Here is a 14,764-nt window from a genome sequence, read left to right as displayed (position 1 = left end):
CGCCGCACCATCCCGCTCCGCCCGCCGCCCGGCCCCTGCCGCCCGCGGCGCCCCTCGCGCCGCCGGCGAAGCCCGGACGGCCGCCGAAGCAGCGCCGGGTCAAGGCCGGTCCGCCTGTCGCACCGCCGGGCTGGCAGCAGCCGCCGAAGCGGACCCGCCGCCGGCGCCGCTGGCCCTGGGTACTGTTGCTCTCCGTCGCCTGCTGCTGCGGGCTCCCGCTCTGGTGGTTCCAGCCGATCTCCACCCAGTACCCGGCCAGCGCCACCCTCCCGGATCAGATCGACTCGATGCGGCTACGCCAGGACGACAGCAGCCGGGCCGCCGCCGAGGAGCTGAAGTCCCGGGTACGCGAGTCGAACCTGCTGGCCGAGGACACGTTCGCCGGCATCTACAGCACGAGCGACGGCAAGCGGGTGACGTTGTTCGGCAGCACCGGGCTGCGGTTCAGCCCGGAGTCGGACGCCAAGTCGGAGATCGAACGTCTCGCCGGGGACTACGCGCTGCAGGAGTCGGTGGTGGTGGACACCGGCGTACGGGGACGCCACGAGCGCTGCGCCGTCGGCCGCGCGGACGGCGACGCGGTGGTGGTCTGCGTCTCGGCCGACCACGGCAGCCTCACCACAGGCGTGTTCACCCGGCTGTCGGTGGACGACAGCGGGCGGCTGCTGAACGACCTGCGCCAGCGCGTGGTGGTGCCGAAGTCCTGACCGCTCAGGCGGTCTGCTCGCCGCCTGCCTTGTCGCCGGCGGTCTGGTCTGCGCGCTTCGGGGCGTAGCGCGGGACGTACTCCTGGCCGCTGAGCTTCTGGATCTCGGCCATCATCTCGTCGGTCATCGCACGCAGCGACGTGCGGTCGTCGGGACGGCCGGTGAAGTCCAGCGGCTTGCCGAACTTCATGGTGATCTTGGCGCGGCCCGGTCGCGGGATCCGCGTACCGATGGGCTGGGCCTTGTCGGTGCCGGTCACGCCGACCGGGATGATCGGCACACCGGCGGCGATGGCCAGCCGGACGGTGCCGGTACGCCCGCGGTAGAGCCGCCCGTCCGGGGAGCGGGTGCCCTCCGGGTAGACGGCGACCAGGTCACCGGCCTTGAGCACCGGGATCGCCGCGTCGAACGCGGTCAGCGCGGCCCGGCCGCCGGCCCGCTCGACCGGGATCGCGCCCAGCCCGGTGAGCACGAACTTGGAGAAGCCGCCCTTGAGCCCGGTGCCCGTGAAGTACTCCGACTTGGCCCAGAACGCCAGGTGCCGGGGCACCACGGTGCCGAGGAGCAGCTCGTCGGCGACGGAGAGGTGGTTGCTGGCGAAGATCGCGCCGCCGGTCGCCGGGATGTGCTCCAAACCCTCCACGTGCGGACGGAAGGCCAACCGGAGCGCGGGCGCCACGGTGAGCTTGCCGATGGTGTAGAGCAGGGGCACGGGTCCTCCGGCGGTCGTACGTGAAACAGGCGCTGTCACGGTAGCCGACGCGGCCGTCCGCCACCGAGCGGGTGGCCCGCAGTCCACTCGCTGGGTGCGGGTGTTAAGCAGGGGCCCTTCCTCTACCTGAGGCGTTGAGAAGGGCCCCCGCCTTACATCACACCTTGCGGACCGTCACCGTCACGCGCTCGCCCTCGCCCGCCTCGCCGGCGAAGCCGTCGAGGCCCTCGGCGAAGTCGATGCTGTCGGCGAGCACCTCCCGGGCCACGAACCCGGTGTACGCGGCGACCGCCGCGCGCACCTCCTCCGACGCGGAGACCGCCACCGTGATCCGGTCGGAGATGTCCAACTCGGCGTCGCGGCGGGCCTGCTGCACCACCCGGACCACGTCCCGGGCCAGCCCCTCGGCGGCGAGTTCCGGCGTGACCTCGGTGTCCAGCACGACCACTCCCTCACCGCCTGGTAGCGGCGCGGAGTGCTCGGCGTCGGCGGCGACCAGGCGCAGCTCGTACTCGCCCTCGGCCAGCGTGACCCCGGCGGCGACCGGGGCGCCGTCGCGCAGCTCCCACTCTCCCGCCTTGACCGCCTTGATGACCTGCTGGACGGCCTTGCCGACGCGCGGGCCGAGCGCCCGCGGCACCACGGTGAGCACCTGCTGGCAGTACGCGGACACCTCGTCGGTGAGCACGACCTCCTTCACGTTCACCTCGTCGGCGACCAGGTCGGCGAAGGGCCGCAGCTGGGCCGCGACCGGCGACGCCACGGTGAGCGTCGCCAGCGGCAGCCGCACCCGCAGCCCCTTGGCCTTGCGCAGCGACAGCGCCGCCGAGGCGACCGCCCGGACGTTGTCCATCGCGGAGACCAGCTCGTGGTCGGCCGGGAACTCCTCCGCGGACGGCCAGTCGGTCAGGTGCACCGACCGCTCGCCGGTCAGCCCGCGCCAGATCTCCTCGGCGGTCAGCGGCGCCAGCGGCGCCACCACCCGGCACAGCGTCTCCAGCACGGTCCACAGCGTGTCGAACGCGTCCGCGTCGCCGGCCCAGAACCGGTCCCGGGACCGGCGCACGTACCAGTTGGTCAGCGCGTCCAGGTAGGACCGCACGGTGGCGCAGGCGCCGGAGATGTCGTACGCGTCCATCTGCGCGCCGACGGTCGCCACCAGCTCGTTCGTCTTCGCCAGCACGTACCGGTCGAGCACGTTCGCCGAGTCGGTACGACGACGCGCGGTGTGGCCGTCGGCGTTGGCGTACAGCGAGAAGAAGTACCAGACGTTCCACAGCGGCAGCAGCACCTGGCGCACCGCGTCCCGGATCAGCGTCTCGGTGACCGCCATGTCGCCGCCGCGCAGCACCGGCGAGGACATCAGCATCCACCGCATCGCGTCCGACCCGTAGGAGTCGAACACGTGGTAGACGTCCGGGTAGTTGCGCAGGCTCTTGGACATCTTGCGCCCGTCCGAGCCGAGCAGGATGCCGTGGCTCAGGCAGTTGCGGAACGCCGGCCTGTCGAACAGCGCGGTGGCCAGCACGTGCATGGTGTAGAACCAGCCGCGGGTCTGCCCGATGTACTCGACGATGAAGTCACCCGGGTAGTGGTGCTCGAACCACTCGCGGTTCTCGAACGGGTAGTGCACCTGGGCGAACGGCATCGAGCCGGACTCGAACCAGCAGTCCAGCACCTCCGGCACCCGGCGCATCATCGACTTGCCCGTCGGGTCGTCCGGGTTGGGGCGGACCAGGTCGTCCACCGCCGGCCGGTGCAGGTCGGTCAGGCGTACGCCGAAGTCCCGCTCGATCTGCTCCAGCGAACCGTAGACGTCCACCCGCGGGTAGTTCGGGTCGTCGGACTTCCACACCGGGATCGGCGAGCCCCAGAACCGGTTACGGCTGATCGACCAGTCCCGGGCGTTCGCCAGCCACTTGCCGAACGAGCCGTCCTTGATGTGGCCGGGGGTCCAGTTGATCTGCTGGTTCAGCTCGACCATCCGGTCCTTGAACGTGGTCACCGCGACGAACCACGAAGACACCGCCTTGTAGACCAGCGGGGTGTCGCACCGCCAGCAGTGCGGGTAGGAGTGGGTGTAGGTGTCCTGCCGCAGCACCACCCCCCGCTCCTTCAGCTCCCGGATCACCGGCTTGTTCACGTCGAAGACCTGCTCGCCCTGGTACGGCGGCACCAGCGCGGTGAACCGGGTGTGGTCGTCCACGGTCACGACGGTGGGGATGCCGGCGGCGTTGCAGGTGTTCTGGTCGTCCTCACCGAAGGCGGGTGCCAGGTGGACGATCCCGGTGCCGTCCTCGGTGGTCACGAAGTCCGCGCCGAGCACCTGGTAGGCGTTCGGCCCGGCCGGCTCGACCAGGAAGTCGTAGAGCGGCGTGTAGCGGCGTCCGACCAGGGCCTTGCCGGTCACCCAGCCGACCTGCTCGTACCCCTCCAACTCCTTGGCGTACGCCCCGAGGCGGGACTCCCCGACCAGGTGTCGCTGCCCGTCGCGCTCCAGCACCGCGTACCGGATGTCGGGGCCGACGGCGAGCGCCAGGTTCGACGGCAGGGTCCACGGGGTGGTGGTCCAGACGCCGAGCTTCACCGGGCCCCGGATGAGTTCCGGCGCGTTCTCGTCGGCGGTCAGCTCGAACCAGACGGTGAGCGTCGGGTCGTGCCGGTCCCGGTAGACGTCGTCCATCCGGGTCTCGGTGTTCGACAGCGGCGTCTCGCACCGCCAGCAGTACGCGAGCACCCGGAAGCCCTCGTAGACCAGACCCTTGTCGTGCAGGGTCTTGAAGGCCCACATGACGCTTTCCATGTAGTCCAGGTCGAGCGTCTTGTAGTCGTTGGCGAAGTCGACCCAGCGGGCCTGCCGGGTGACGTACCGCTCCCAGTCGTGGGTGAACTCCAGCACGGAGGTGCGGCAGGCGTCGTTGAACCGGGCCACGCCGAGGTCGAGGATCTCCGCCTTGGTGGTGATGCCGAGCTGCTTCTCGGCCACCACCTCGGCGGGCAGACCGTGGCAGTCCCAGCCGAACCGGCGCTCGACGTGCTTGCCGCGCATGGTCTGGTAGCGCGGCACCACGTCCTTGACGTAGCCGGTGAACAGGTGGCCGTAGTGCGGCAGGCCGTTGGCGAACGGCGGGCCGTCGTAGAAGACGTACTCGTTCTCGCCGTCGCGGCCGGCGTCGCGGGCCTCCACCGACGCCTCGAAGGTCTTGTCGGCCGTCCAGTGCTCCAGCACCCGGCGCTCGACCGCGGGCAGGTCCGGGCTCGCCGGGACACCGGCGCCGGTCGGGTCGTGCAACGGATAGGCCATCGCCTGTCGCTCTCCCTCAGCAGCTCACTCGTCTGTGGTCTGCGAGGACGAGCCGAATCCGGTACGCCGTGACCGGCGTCCCGGGCGTGGCCCGCGGTACCACCCCGCTTGGCGGCCGAGGTGCGACCGCCCGCTCGTTGGCCGGCTGTGACGGGCCGTCCCGTCCGGTTCTACTGAGCCGGTCACCCGGCCGTTCTTCCGGAGGCTCGCCGGTGATGGCCGGGTCGTCGCCTGTGTCCGTCAAGCGTACTCGACCCCCCACCCCCCGCGCCGCCGAGTATCTTGCTGCCCGTCGATCATGAGGTTGACGGCGGAATCGGAGATCCACATCGCCGCCAACCTCATGATCAACGAGGTCAGGCGCGGGCGTCAGCGGCGCGACGGGGCCGGGAGGGTGGTGGTCCAGAGGGAGGCGCCGGCGCGGTCGCGCAGGTGGACCGTCAGGGCCGCCGACGGGCCGTCGATGGTCACCTCGCCGAAGTGCTGGAAGCCCTCGGCCGGTGAGGTGTTGGCGCGCGGCGGCGCGTGCACGAAGACCGCCTTCGGGCCGAACGTGCCGTCCAGCGCGTTCGGCCCGAACGCACCGGCGTGCGCCGGGCCGGAGACGAACTCCCAGAACGGGCTGAAGTCCCGCACGGCGGCGCGCGCCGGGTCGTAGTGGTGGGCGGCGGTGTAGTGCACGTCGGCGGTGAGGAACACCAGCCCGGTCACCCCGGCCCGGTGCGAGGCGCGCAGCACCTCGGCGAACTCCAGTTCCCGGCCGGCCGGCGCGCCGTTGTCGCCCTGCGCGACACCCTCCTGGGCGGCTGACCCGTCCGGCACCACCACGCCGATCGGCAGGTCGTTGGCGATCACCTTCCAGGTGGCCCGGGACGCGCGCAGCTCCCGGATCAGCCACTCCCGCTGCGCCCTGCCGAGCAGCCCGCGACTGCGGTCGGCGTACGTGTTGCCGTCGTTCGGGTCCTTGTAGGTGCGCATGTCCAGCACGAACACGTCGAGCAGCGGCCCGTACGACAGCTTCCGGTACATCGGCCCGCCCGACGGCACCGGCAGCCACTCGTGGAACGCCTGCCGGGCCCGGGCGGCGAGCACGTCCACCCGCTTCTCGCCGTACCGCTCGTCGGTCAGGATCTCCCCCGGGTACCAGTTGTTCACCACCTCGTGGTCGTCCCACTGGTTGATCTGCGGCACCTCGGCGGCGAACGCCCGCAGGTGCTCGTCGAGCAGGTTGTACGCGAACTGCCCCCGGTACTCGGTGAGCGTCTCGGCCACCTTGCTCTTCTCCGGCGTCACCAGGTTGCGCCAGGTGCGGCCGTCCGGCAGCACCACGCTCTCGGCCAGCGGGCCGTCGGCGTACACGGTGTCGCCGCTGCACAGGAAGAAGTCCGGGCGGCGCTCCCGCATGGCCCGGAAGATCGCCAGGCCGTCGAAGTCGGTGCTGATCCCCCAGCCCTGCCCGACGATGTCGCCGGTCCACACGAACCGCACGTCACGCCGCTGGTGCCGTCCGGGGGCGGTGGCGAACGAACCGGTCAGTGGCTCGCTGCACAGGCCGTGCCGGTCCAGGCTCTCCACCCGTACCCGGAAGTGCAGCCGCTCCCCCGCGGGCAGGCCGCGCAGGCGGACCTTGCCGGTGAGGTCGCCGGTGGGGTCGACCACCGGGCCGCGCACCAGGCGGGCGCCGCGCAGGTCCGGCCGGCGGCTGACCTCGACGAGCATCCGGCCGGGCCGGTCCGCGCGGGTCCAGACCAGCGCCGAGTCGGCGGTCACGTCGCCGCTCTGCACGCCGTGGGTGAGCAGCGGCCGGCCGCTGCGCCGCAGGCCGGGCGCGGCGGGCGCGCCGGGCGCGCCGAGCAGCGCGCCGCCGGCGACTCCGGCACCGGCGACCAGGCCGGCGCGGAGCAGGGTACGTCGATCGAAGTGCGTCATGGGTTCTCCCGGTCTCGGCAGTGTCGCCAGCCCGGTCTACCGGCCGCAGGTGGCCGGGAACTCCGGTCGAGGTGACCGGCACCTCAACGCCTGCTGTCCAGGCATGACCACCGTCACACCGCCGGGCCGTCACACCGCGCCCACCGTGCCCCGTCCTGTGCGCGTACCCGAACCCTCAAGGAGGCGGCGATGAGCCGGATGGACATGGCGGCGGTGGCACCGGAGGCGTACCAGGCCGTGCTGGGCCTGGAGAAGTACGTCCGGGCGAACGTGGACCACACCGTGCTGGAGCTGGTGAAGCTGCGGGCGTCGATGCGCAACGGCTGCGCGTTCTGCGTGGACATGCACAGCCGCGAGGCGCTGGCGGCCGGTGAGGACAGCCGCCGGCTGTTCGCTGTCGCGGCGTGGCGCGAGGCGCCGTTCTTCGACGAGCGGGAGCGGACCGCGCTGGCCCTCACCGACGCGGTGACCCGGCTCGGCGAGCACGGCGTGCCGGACGACGTCTGGGACGCCGCGGCGAAGGTGTGGTCGGAGAAGGAGCTGGCGGACCTGGTGATGGCGATCGCCACCATCAACGTGTGGAACCGGGTCGCGGTGACCTGCCAGACGCAGCCGCCGGCGCAGGTCTGATCGCTGACACACGACGGCCCCGGTCCCGCCAGGAGCGGACCGGGGCCGTCGGCGTGTCGGTCAGGCCAGCTCGGGGAACCAGAGCGCGATCTCGCGCTTGGCGCTGTCCGCCGAGTCGGAGGCGTGCACCAGGTTCTCCCGGTTCGACAGCGACAGGTCACCGCGGATGGTGCCGGCGGCGGCCTTGCGGCCGTCGGTGCTGCCGATCATCGCGCGCACGACCTCGACCACCTGGTCGCCGGAGAGCACCAGCGCCACCAGCGGGCCGCTGGTCATGAACGTCTTCAGCGGCGGGTAGAACGGCTTGTCGACGTGCTCGGCGTAGTGCTGGTCGGCGAAGTCGCCGTCCATGGTCCGGCTCACCATCGCGTCGATCCGCAGGCCCTTGCGCTCGAAACGGGACAGGATCTCGCCCACCAGACCGCGGCGCACCGCGTCGGGCTTGATCAGTACGAGCGACCGCTCGTCCGGGCTGCTGCTGGACACGCTGGGTTCCTCCTGCGCACTCAAACGGGGTTCGGCTGGGTACGGTCAGCGTAGCGACCCGGTCCCGGCGCCGGCGCGGCGGCTGCGTCTTCCCTGGCCCGCCGCGGCGGCCTAGCCTGGCCCTGGAACCCCTGGGAGGTCCACTGTGGCGAATGGCGGGAACCGCACGATCGCGCCGGTACGCAAACTGATCGGGGCGGTGCTGGGCACCGTCGCCACCTTCGTGACCGTGTTCGGGCTCGGCATGACCAGCTGGGCCATCGTGGCCCTCGGCGTCGCGCTGCTGGTGCTGGCGATCGCCCTGGCCACGGTACGCGGCGGCGGCCGCACCTGGGTGATCGGCCTGGGGCACGTGCACAGCGCCTCCGAGCCGCCCACCCAGTACGCGTTCGGCCGGTGCGAGCTGCAACTGGTGATCGACGCGCCGGGGCTGCCGCCCCGCTCCAAGAAGATCATCGAGCCTCGGGTGCCGGTCGCCAAGTGGCCCTCGCTGGGCCAGGCGCTGCCGGTCCGGGTGGCGCTGGACGACCAGCGGCACGTACGCGTGCTCTGGGACGAGGTGCCCACGCACGCCGAGAGCGCCGCCGCGGTCGCCGACCTGCCGCCCGAGTACGCCACCGAGCCGGACCCGCTGGACGAGCCGCTGATCGCGCAGGAGGCGCCGCCGTGGGCCGGGCGCACGCCGGAGGACGACTTCCGCGACGACTACCCGCCCGTGCCGGATCCGTACCTGGACGACGTACCGCCCCGGGCCGAGGACCGCGAGCCGGTGGTGCTGCACCAGAGCCCCGGCGGCCCGGTGGTGCTGGAGGGCCAGCTCGTCGAACGGGCCGAGCGCACGGCCGGCCCCGGCCCGCTCCCCCGCCGCGCCCCGGCGCCCCGCTCACCGGCCGAGGAGCCGGTCGACACCGTGCCGGTCGAGACGGTGCTCGTCGACTCCCCGCCGGCTGACTCGGTGCCGGCCGACGCCGGACGGGCCGACGCCGGACCGGCCGGATCCGGGCCGGCCGACGCCGGGCCCGACCCGATCGACGTGGCGCTGGACGACCCGGCGGACGCGCCTCGGCGCTCCGACGCGCCGCCGACGCCCGAGGAACTGGACGAGGCGATCTTCGGCCCGTCCGGCGCGACCGAGCCGGACGAGCTGGCCAGCCCGATCAGCGGCGTCGGCATCACGCTGCTCGTCACCGACCTGGACCGGTCCCTCGACTTCTACCGCGAGCTCGGCTTCGATGAGCTGGACCGGGGCGAGGGCAACGCCGTGCTCGCCTCCGGGCCGACCCGGCTGGTGCTGCGCCGGGTGACCGGCGCCGCCCCGATCAGCCGCCGCTTGGTGCACGTCAACCTGGAGGTGGACGACATCCAGGGCGCGTACGAGCGGCTGCGCGACTCCGGTGTCCGGTTCACATACGCCCCGCGCGTGGTCAACCGGGGCACCAAGCTGGAGGTGTGGGCGGCTGCCTTCCGCGACCCCGACGGCCACGGCGTCGCGCTGACCCAGTGGCGCACCCTCGCCCAGGTGTAAGGAAGGGCCCCTTCTTAACGCCTCGGGTAGAGGAAGGGGCCCTTCTTAACACGCGTGACCGCGCGACGACGCTCAGCCGAGGATGACCCGCCGCACGTGCAGCGCGTACGCCCACACCAGCGCGAACATCACCCCGAGCGCGAACAGCGACCAGTGCAGCAGCCCGGAGAGCAGCAGCAGGCCCTGGATCACGGTGCCGGCGTGCCACGCCCACGGGCGGCGCATCATCCCGGCGAGCACCACACAGGCGACCGCCAGTGCCACGATCGCGCCGATCGCCGCGCCGCTCAGGTCACCGCCGACCACCCGGATCGGCTGGATGGCCAGCAGCAGCACCAGCGCCTCCAGCGACATGGTGCCGGCGCCGAGTCCGCGTACCGCCTTGTCCGGGTTCCGCAGCCCGGACCGCCGCACGCCGCCCACCGACTCCGAACCACCCGCCGGCTCCGGGCCCACCGGCCGCTCAACGCCGCCCGCCTGCTCCGGACCGGTCGGGCGCTGCTGCGGGCCGGTCATCGCTTGAGCAGCCGGCGGGCGTCGGCCACTGTCACCACCGATCCGGTGATCAGCACGCCCACCCCGGCCAGCTCGCCCGGCACGTCCGCCTCGGCCTCCGCCACCGCCGCCTCGATGGCGTCGGGCATCTCCCGGGTCACCTGCACCCGCTCCGGCCCGAAGATCTCCCGCGCCAGCGCGGCCAGCTCGTCCACCGGCATCGCCCGGGCCGAGCTGTTCTCCGCCACCACGATCGAGTCGAGCACCGGTTCGAGCAGTTCCAGCAGGCTCGCCGCGTCCTTGTCGCCGAGCACCGCCAGCACGCCGACGAGCTTGCTGAACGCGAACTCCTCCTGCACGGCGGCCACCGTCGCGGCCATGCCGTGCGGGTTGTGCGCGCCGTCGAGCAGCACCGTCGGGGCGCTCCGCACCCGCTCCAGCCGGCCCGGCGAGCTGGTCGCGGCGAATCCCTCACGGACCGCGTCGATGTCGAGCTGCCGCCGGGCGCCGGCACCGAGGAACGCTTCCACGGCGGCCAGCGCGACCGCCGCGTTCTGCGCCTGGTGCGCGCCGTGCAGCGGGATGAAGATCTCCTCGTACACTCCGCCCAGGCCCTGGATGGTCAGCACCTGGCCGCCGACCGCGACCGCGCGGCGCAGCACGCCGAACTCGGCGCCCTCGCGGGCGACGGTGGCGTTGACCTCGGCGCAGCGTTCCAGGATCGGCCGGGCGGCCTCCTCCTCCTGCGCCGCCGCGATCACTGTGGCGCCGGGGTGGATGATGCCGGCCTTGTGCAGCGCGATGTCCTCGATGGTGTCGCCGAGCCACTCGGTGTGGTCGAGCCCGATCGGGGTGATCACGGCGACGCCGGCCTGGATGACGTTCGTCGCGTCCTCCGCGCCGCCGAGCCCGACCTCCACCACCGCCACGTCGACCGGGGCGTCGGCGAACGTGGCGAACGCCAGCGCCGTGGTCATGTCGAAGTACGTCAACGGCTCGGCGAACCGCTGGTCGACGAGCTCGGCCAGCGGCGCGATCTCACGGTACGTGGACACGAACCGCTCCTCGCTCACCGCCTCGCCGTCCAGGCTGATCCGCTCCCGGACGGTCTCCAGGTGCGGGCTGGTGTAGCGGCCGGTGTGCAGCCCGAACGCCCGCAGCAGCGAGTCGATCATCCGGGCCGTCGAGGTCTTGCCGTTGGTGCCGGTCAGGTGGATCGACGGGTACGCCCGCTGCGGGCTGCCCAGCAGGTCGAGCAGGGTCTCGATCTTCTCCAGCTCGAAGTGCATACGGGTGAAGCCGCGCGCGTTGAGCGCGGCTTCCACCTCGGCGAACTCGGTGCGGTCACTCATGCGGAGCCATCTTTCGTTCGCGACTGCGGGGCTCGCAACCCCGGCTCACTCCTCGCGCTCACGAGGAGAGCGCCTCCAGTGCGGCGTCGATCCGGACCAGGTCCGCCTCGGCCACCGCCAGCCGTTCGCGGATCTTCGCCACCACCGGCTCGGGCGCCTTGCCGACGAACGCCGGATTGTCCAGCTTCGCCCGCGCCTGGGTGGCCTCCTTCTCGGCGGCCGCGCGGTCCTTGGTGAGCCGGGCGCGCTCGGCGGCCACGTCGATCGAGCCGCGGGTGTCGAGCGCGACGCTCACCGCGCCGGGCATGGCCAGCGTGGCGCTCGCCTGGAAGTCGTCGCCGGGCGCGTCCAGCCGGGCCAGCGAGCGGACCAGCGGCTCGTGCGCGGCAATGCCCGCGCCGGCCAGGCCGTCGAGCCGCGCGGCGACCCGCTGGGTCGGCCGCAGCCCCTGGTCCGACCGGAACCGCCGGACCTCGGTCACCACCCGCTGGAGGGTGCCGACTTCGCCCTCCGCGGCGTCGTCGATCAGGGTACGGTCGGCGACCGGCCAGGACGCCGTGAGTACGGTCTCGCCGCCGCTCAGCGCGGCCCACAGCTCGTCGGTGACGAACGGGATGACCGGGTGCAGCAGCCGCAGGAGCTGGTCCAGCACGTGGCCGAGCACCCGGCGGGTGGCGTCGGCGGCGGTGCCGCCCTCGGCCAGCACCGGCTTGCTCAGCTCGACGTACCAGTCGCAGACGTCGTCCCACGCGAAGTGGTAGAGCAGGTCGCAGACCTTCGCGAACTCGTACGCCTCGAACTGCTCGTCGACCTCGGCGGTGACGTGCGCCAGCCGGGACAGGATCCACCTGTCGACGGTGGAGAGGTCAGCGCCGGCCGGCAGCGGGCCGTCGGTGTGCGCACCGTTGATCAGCGCGAACCGGGTGGCGTTCCAGAGCTTGTTGCAGAAGTTGCGGGAGCCCTGGCACCACTCCTCGCTGACCGGCACGTCCTGGCCGGGGTTGGCGCCCCGGGCCAGCGTGAACCGGGTGGCGTCGGCGCCGAACCGGTCGATCCAGTCCAGCGGGTCGACCACGTTGCCGAACGACTTCGACATCTTCTTGCCGTGCTCGTCGCGGACCATGCCGTGCAGCGCCACCACGTCGAACGGCTGGACGCCGTCCATCGCGTACAGGCCGAACATCATCATCCGGGCGACCCAGAAGAACAGGATGTCGTAGCCGGTGACCAGCACGCTGGTCGGGTAGAACTTCGCCAGGTCGGGGGTGCGCTCGGGCCAGCCGAGCGTGGAGAACGGCCACAGCCCGCTGGAGAACCAGGTGTCCAGGACGTCCTCGTCCTGCCGCCAGCCCTCGCCGGACGGCGGCTCCTCGTCCGGGCCGACGCAGACGATCTCGCCGTCCGGGCCGTACCAGACGGGGATGCGGTGTCCCCACCACAGCTGGCGGGAGATGCACCAGTCGTGCATGTTGTCGACCCAGGCGAAGTAGCGCTTGGCCAGCTCGGCCGGCTCGATCTTCACTCGGCCGTCGCGCACCGCGTCGCCGGCGGCCTTCGCGAGCGGGGCGGTGTTGACGAACCACTGCAACGACAGGCGCGGCTCGACAGTCGTCTTGCACCGCGAGCAGTGCCCGACCGCGTGCAGGTACGGCCGCTTCTCGGCCACGATCCGGCCCTGCTCGCGCAGCGCCGCGACGATCGCCGGGCGGGCCTCGTAGCGGTCCAGGCCCTGGAACGGGCCGGGCGCGGTGATGACGCCGCGCTCGTCCATGATCGTCAGCGAGGGCAGGTCGTGCCGCTGGCCGATCTCGAAGTCGTTCGGATCGTGCGCCGGGGTCACCTTGACCATGCCGGTGCCGAAGCTCGGGTCGACGTGCTCGTCGGCGACGATCGGGATCCGCCGGTCGGTGAGCGGCAGCTCCACCTCGGTGCCGATCAGGTGCCGGTAGCGCTCGTCGTCCGGGTGCACCGCCACCGCGGTGTCACCGAGCATGGTCTCGGCGCGGGTGGTCGCCACCACGACCTCGTCGCCGTAGCGGATCGAGACCAGCTCGCCCTCGTCGTCGGTGTGCTCCACCTCGATGTCGGACAGCGCGGTCAGGCAGCGCGGGCACCAGTTGATGATCCGGTTGGCCCGGTAGATGAGCCCGTCGTCGAAGAGCTTCTTGAACATGGTCTGCACGGCCCGGGACAGGCCCTCGTCCATGGTGAAGCGCTCACGGTCCCAGTCGACCGCGTCGCCGAGCCGGCGCATCTGGCCGAGGATCGCGCCGCCGGACTCGGCCTTCCACTGCCAGACCCGCTCGACGAACTTCTCCCGCCCGAGGTCGTGCCGGGACAGCCCTTCACCGGCGAGCTGCCGCTCGACCAGGTTCTGGGTGGCGATACCGGCGTGGTCCATGCCCGGCAGCCAGAGCGCCTCGTACCCCTGCATCTTCTTGCGCCGGGTGAGCGCGTCCATGAGCGTGTGCTCGAACGCGTGCCCCATGTGCAGCGAGCCGGTGACGTTCGGCGGCGGGATGACGATGGTGAACGGCGGCTTCTCGCTGTCCGCCGACGCCCGGAAGTGCCCGCCGGCTACCCACTGCTCGTACCGTCGCTGCTCTACCTCGCCGGGCTGGTACTGGCCGGCGAGGGTCGGGGCGTCGGGGCGTCGGGCATCCAGTCTCTCGGTCACCCTGAAAGTCTACGGAGCGCTTTCGGGGACCCGACGTGCACCACCTGTGATTCGCGTACGGTGGCGGTCATGTCCGACGCGCATCTCACCGAGCGCCCGGTCGACGGGGGTCCCGATCCGGTCGAGCTGACCGCTGAGCCGATCGAGCTGAGCCGCCGCGATCCCGCGCAGGAGCCCGAACGCCGTCCCGTCTCCCGGCGCCGGAAGATCGTCCTCGCCGCCCTGCTGGCGGCCGGCCTGGCCGGCGCCGGCGCGCTCGGGCTGGGCGGCTGGCGGGTGGTCCAGCAGAAGGACACCACGCTCGGTCAGCCGGCCGAGGTGGCCGGGCTGGTACGCGACGACAGCGAGCGGGCCCGCAGCACCGCCGACTACCTGCGCGACGGACTGGCCGCCGACATCGAGCTGGACCGCGGCTACGGCGCTGTCTATTCCGACCGCGGGGACGCCAAGCGTTCGGTGCTGCTGTTCGGCGGCACCACGCTGCTCTGGCAGCCCGAGCGTGACCTGGACACCCTGTTCGGCCTGATGGCCGACGAGACCGGCCGGGTGGCAGGGCTGCGCGAGGTGGACGCGGGCCGCCTGGGCGGCGTGATGAAGTGCGGTACGACGAGCGGCGACGGCGGCGACTTCGCGGTGTGCGGGTGGGCCGACCACGGCAGTGTGGTGATGGGCATGTTCCCGGGCCGCCGGGTCGACGACGCCGCGGCCCTGTTCCGCGACATCCGCGAGTCCGTCCAGAGCCGCTGACCCGCGCCCTCGGCGCTCACTCGTCCACGCCAGCTCGGCGGGGTGGCTGGATCCGAGGCACTTCCTTGCCGCCACTCCGGGGAAGTGGTGGGCGGCTCGCCAGCTCGGCGAGGTCCGGCGCGGTGCCGGCGCTGTGGGCGATGGCCGCTCATGCACGTCGGCTAGGGGTCGGCTCTCCGGTGAACGCAATTCAGGGCCAC

Annotated in this window: 10 protein-coding genes and 1 pseudogene; 4 read left to right on the top strand and 7 right to left on the bottom strand. The window is 72.3% G+C overall.

What is annotated here, in order from left to right; all coding sequences use genetic code 11:
- Nucleotides 1–707: pseudogene (locus ACPCK6_RS27670) on the top strand (hypothetical protein); the annotation flags it as partial.
- A 4-nt stretch (nt 708–711) separates the two neighbouring features.
- Here ACPCK6_RS27670 and ACPCK6_RS27665 read toward each other — a convergent pair.
- From ACPCK6_RS27665 to ACPCK6_RS27655, 3 genes are all read right to left on the bottom strand, one after another.
- Nucleotides 712–1,419: a lysophospholipid acyltransferase family protein gene (locus ACPCK6_RS27665; RefSeq protein ID WP_396882801.1), complete on the bottom strand. Its 708-nt coding sequence runs from the start codon at nt 1,417–1,419 to the stop codon at nt 712–714.
- A gap of 157 nt (nt 1,420–1,576) precedes the next feature.
- Nucleotides 1,577–4,723 (bottom strand): isoleucine--tRNA ligase, encoded by a 3,147-nt coding sequence (ileS, locus tag ACPCK6_RS27660; RefSeq protein WP_423482668.1) that lies wholly within the window; start codon nt 4,721–4,723, stop codon nt 1,577–1,579.
- Nucleotides 4,724–5,092: 369 nt separating this feature from the next.
- A complete protein-coding gene (locus ACPCK6_RS27655) occupies nt 5,093–6,652 on the bottom strand; it encodes an alkaline phosphatase D family protein (RefSeq protein ID WP_396882803.1) in 1,560 nt (519 codons plus the stop codon).
- 189 nt (nt 6,653–6,841) lie between these two features.
- Between ACPCK6_RS27655 and ACPCK6_RS27650 the strand changes: the two genes are divergently transcribed.
- Nucleotides 6,842–7,282, top strand: a complete 441-nt coding sequence (locus tag ACPCK6_RS27650; protein ID WP_396882804.1) for a carboxymuconolactone decarboxylase family protein — start codon at nt 6,842–6,844, stop codon at nt 7,280–7,282.
- Nucleotides 7,283–7,342: 60 nt separating this feature from the next.
- Here ACPCK6_RS27650 and ndk read toward each other — a convergent pair whose 3' ends face one another.
- Nucleotides 7,343–7,768 carry a nucleoside-diphosphate kinase gene (gene ndk / locus ACPCK6_RS27645; RefSeq protein WP_013288023.1) on the bottom strand — a complete coding sequence of 142 codons (426 nt, stop codon included), beginning with the start codon at nt 7,766–7,768 and terminating at the stop codon, nt 7,343–7,345.
- A gap of 145 nt (nt 7,769–7,913) precedes the next feature.
- On the opposite strand from ndk, the gene ACPCK6_RS27640 reads away from it, so the two are divergent.
- The gene (locus ACPCK6_RS27640) at nt 7,914–9,293 is read left to right on the top strand and encodes a VOC family protein (RefSeq protein ID WP_423482667.1); all 1,380 of its coding nucleotides are present in this window, start codon (nt 7,914–7,916) and stop codon (nt 9,291–9,293) included.
- A 72-nt stretch (nt 9,294–9,365) separates the two neighbouring features.
- Here ACPCK6_RS27640 and ACPCK6_RS27635 read toward each other — a convergent pair whose 3' ends face one another.
- From ACPCK6_RS27635 to ACPCK6_RS27625, 3 genes are read right to left on the bottom strand one after another with little or no spacing between them, the layout of a single operon-like run.
- Nucleotides 9,366–9,809 (bottom strand): DUF4233 domain-containing protein, encoded by a 444-nt coding sequence (locus ACPCK6_RS27635; RefSeq protein ID WP_423482666.1) that lies wholly within the window; start codon nt 9,807–9,809, stop codon nt 9,366–9,368.
- Nucleotides 9,806–11,140, bottom strand: a complete 1,335-nt coding sequence (locus tag ACPCK6_RS27630; RefSeq protein ID WP_396882808.1) for a bifunctional folylpolyglutamate synthase/dihydrofolate synthase — start codon at nt 11,138–11,140, stop codon at nt 9,806–9,808. The genes ACPCK6_RS27635 and ACPCK6_RS27630 overlap by 4 nt, the downstream gene beginning before the upstream one ends.
- Before the next feature lie 58 nt (nt 11,141–11,198).
- Entirely contained in the window at nt 11,199–13,817 is a 2,619-nt protein-coding gene (locus ACPCK6_RS27625; RefSeq protein WP_423482665.1) for a valine--tRNA ligase, read from the bottom strand.
- 69 nt (nt 13,818–13,886) lie between these two features.
- Here ACPCK6_RS27625 and ACPCK6_RS27620 point away from each other — a divergent pair, with 69 nt between their 5' ends.
- Nucleotides 13,887–14,564, top strand: a complete 678-nt coding sequence (locus ACPCK6_RS27620; RefSeq protein ID WP_396882810.1) for a hypothetical protein — start codon at nt 13,887–13,889, stop codon at nt 14,562–14,564.
- Nucleotides 14,565–14,764 lie beyond the last annotated feature (200 nt).

Source organism: Micromonospora sp. AB353 (genome assembly GCF_049538395.1).
Classification (GTDB): Bacteria; Actinomycetota; Actinomycetes; order Mycobacteriales; family Micromonosporaceae; genus Micromonospora; species Micromonospora aurantiaca.
Note: the sequence above shows the minus strand (reverse complement) of the source record. Positions and strands in the feature narration are given on the sequence as shown.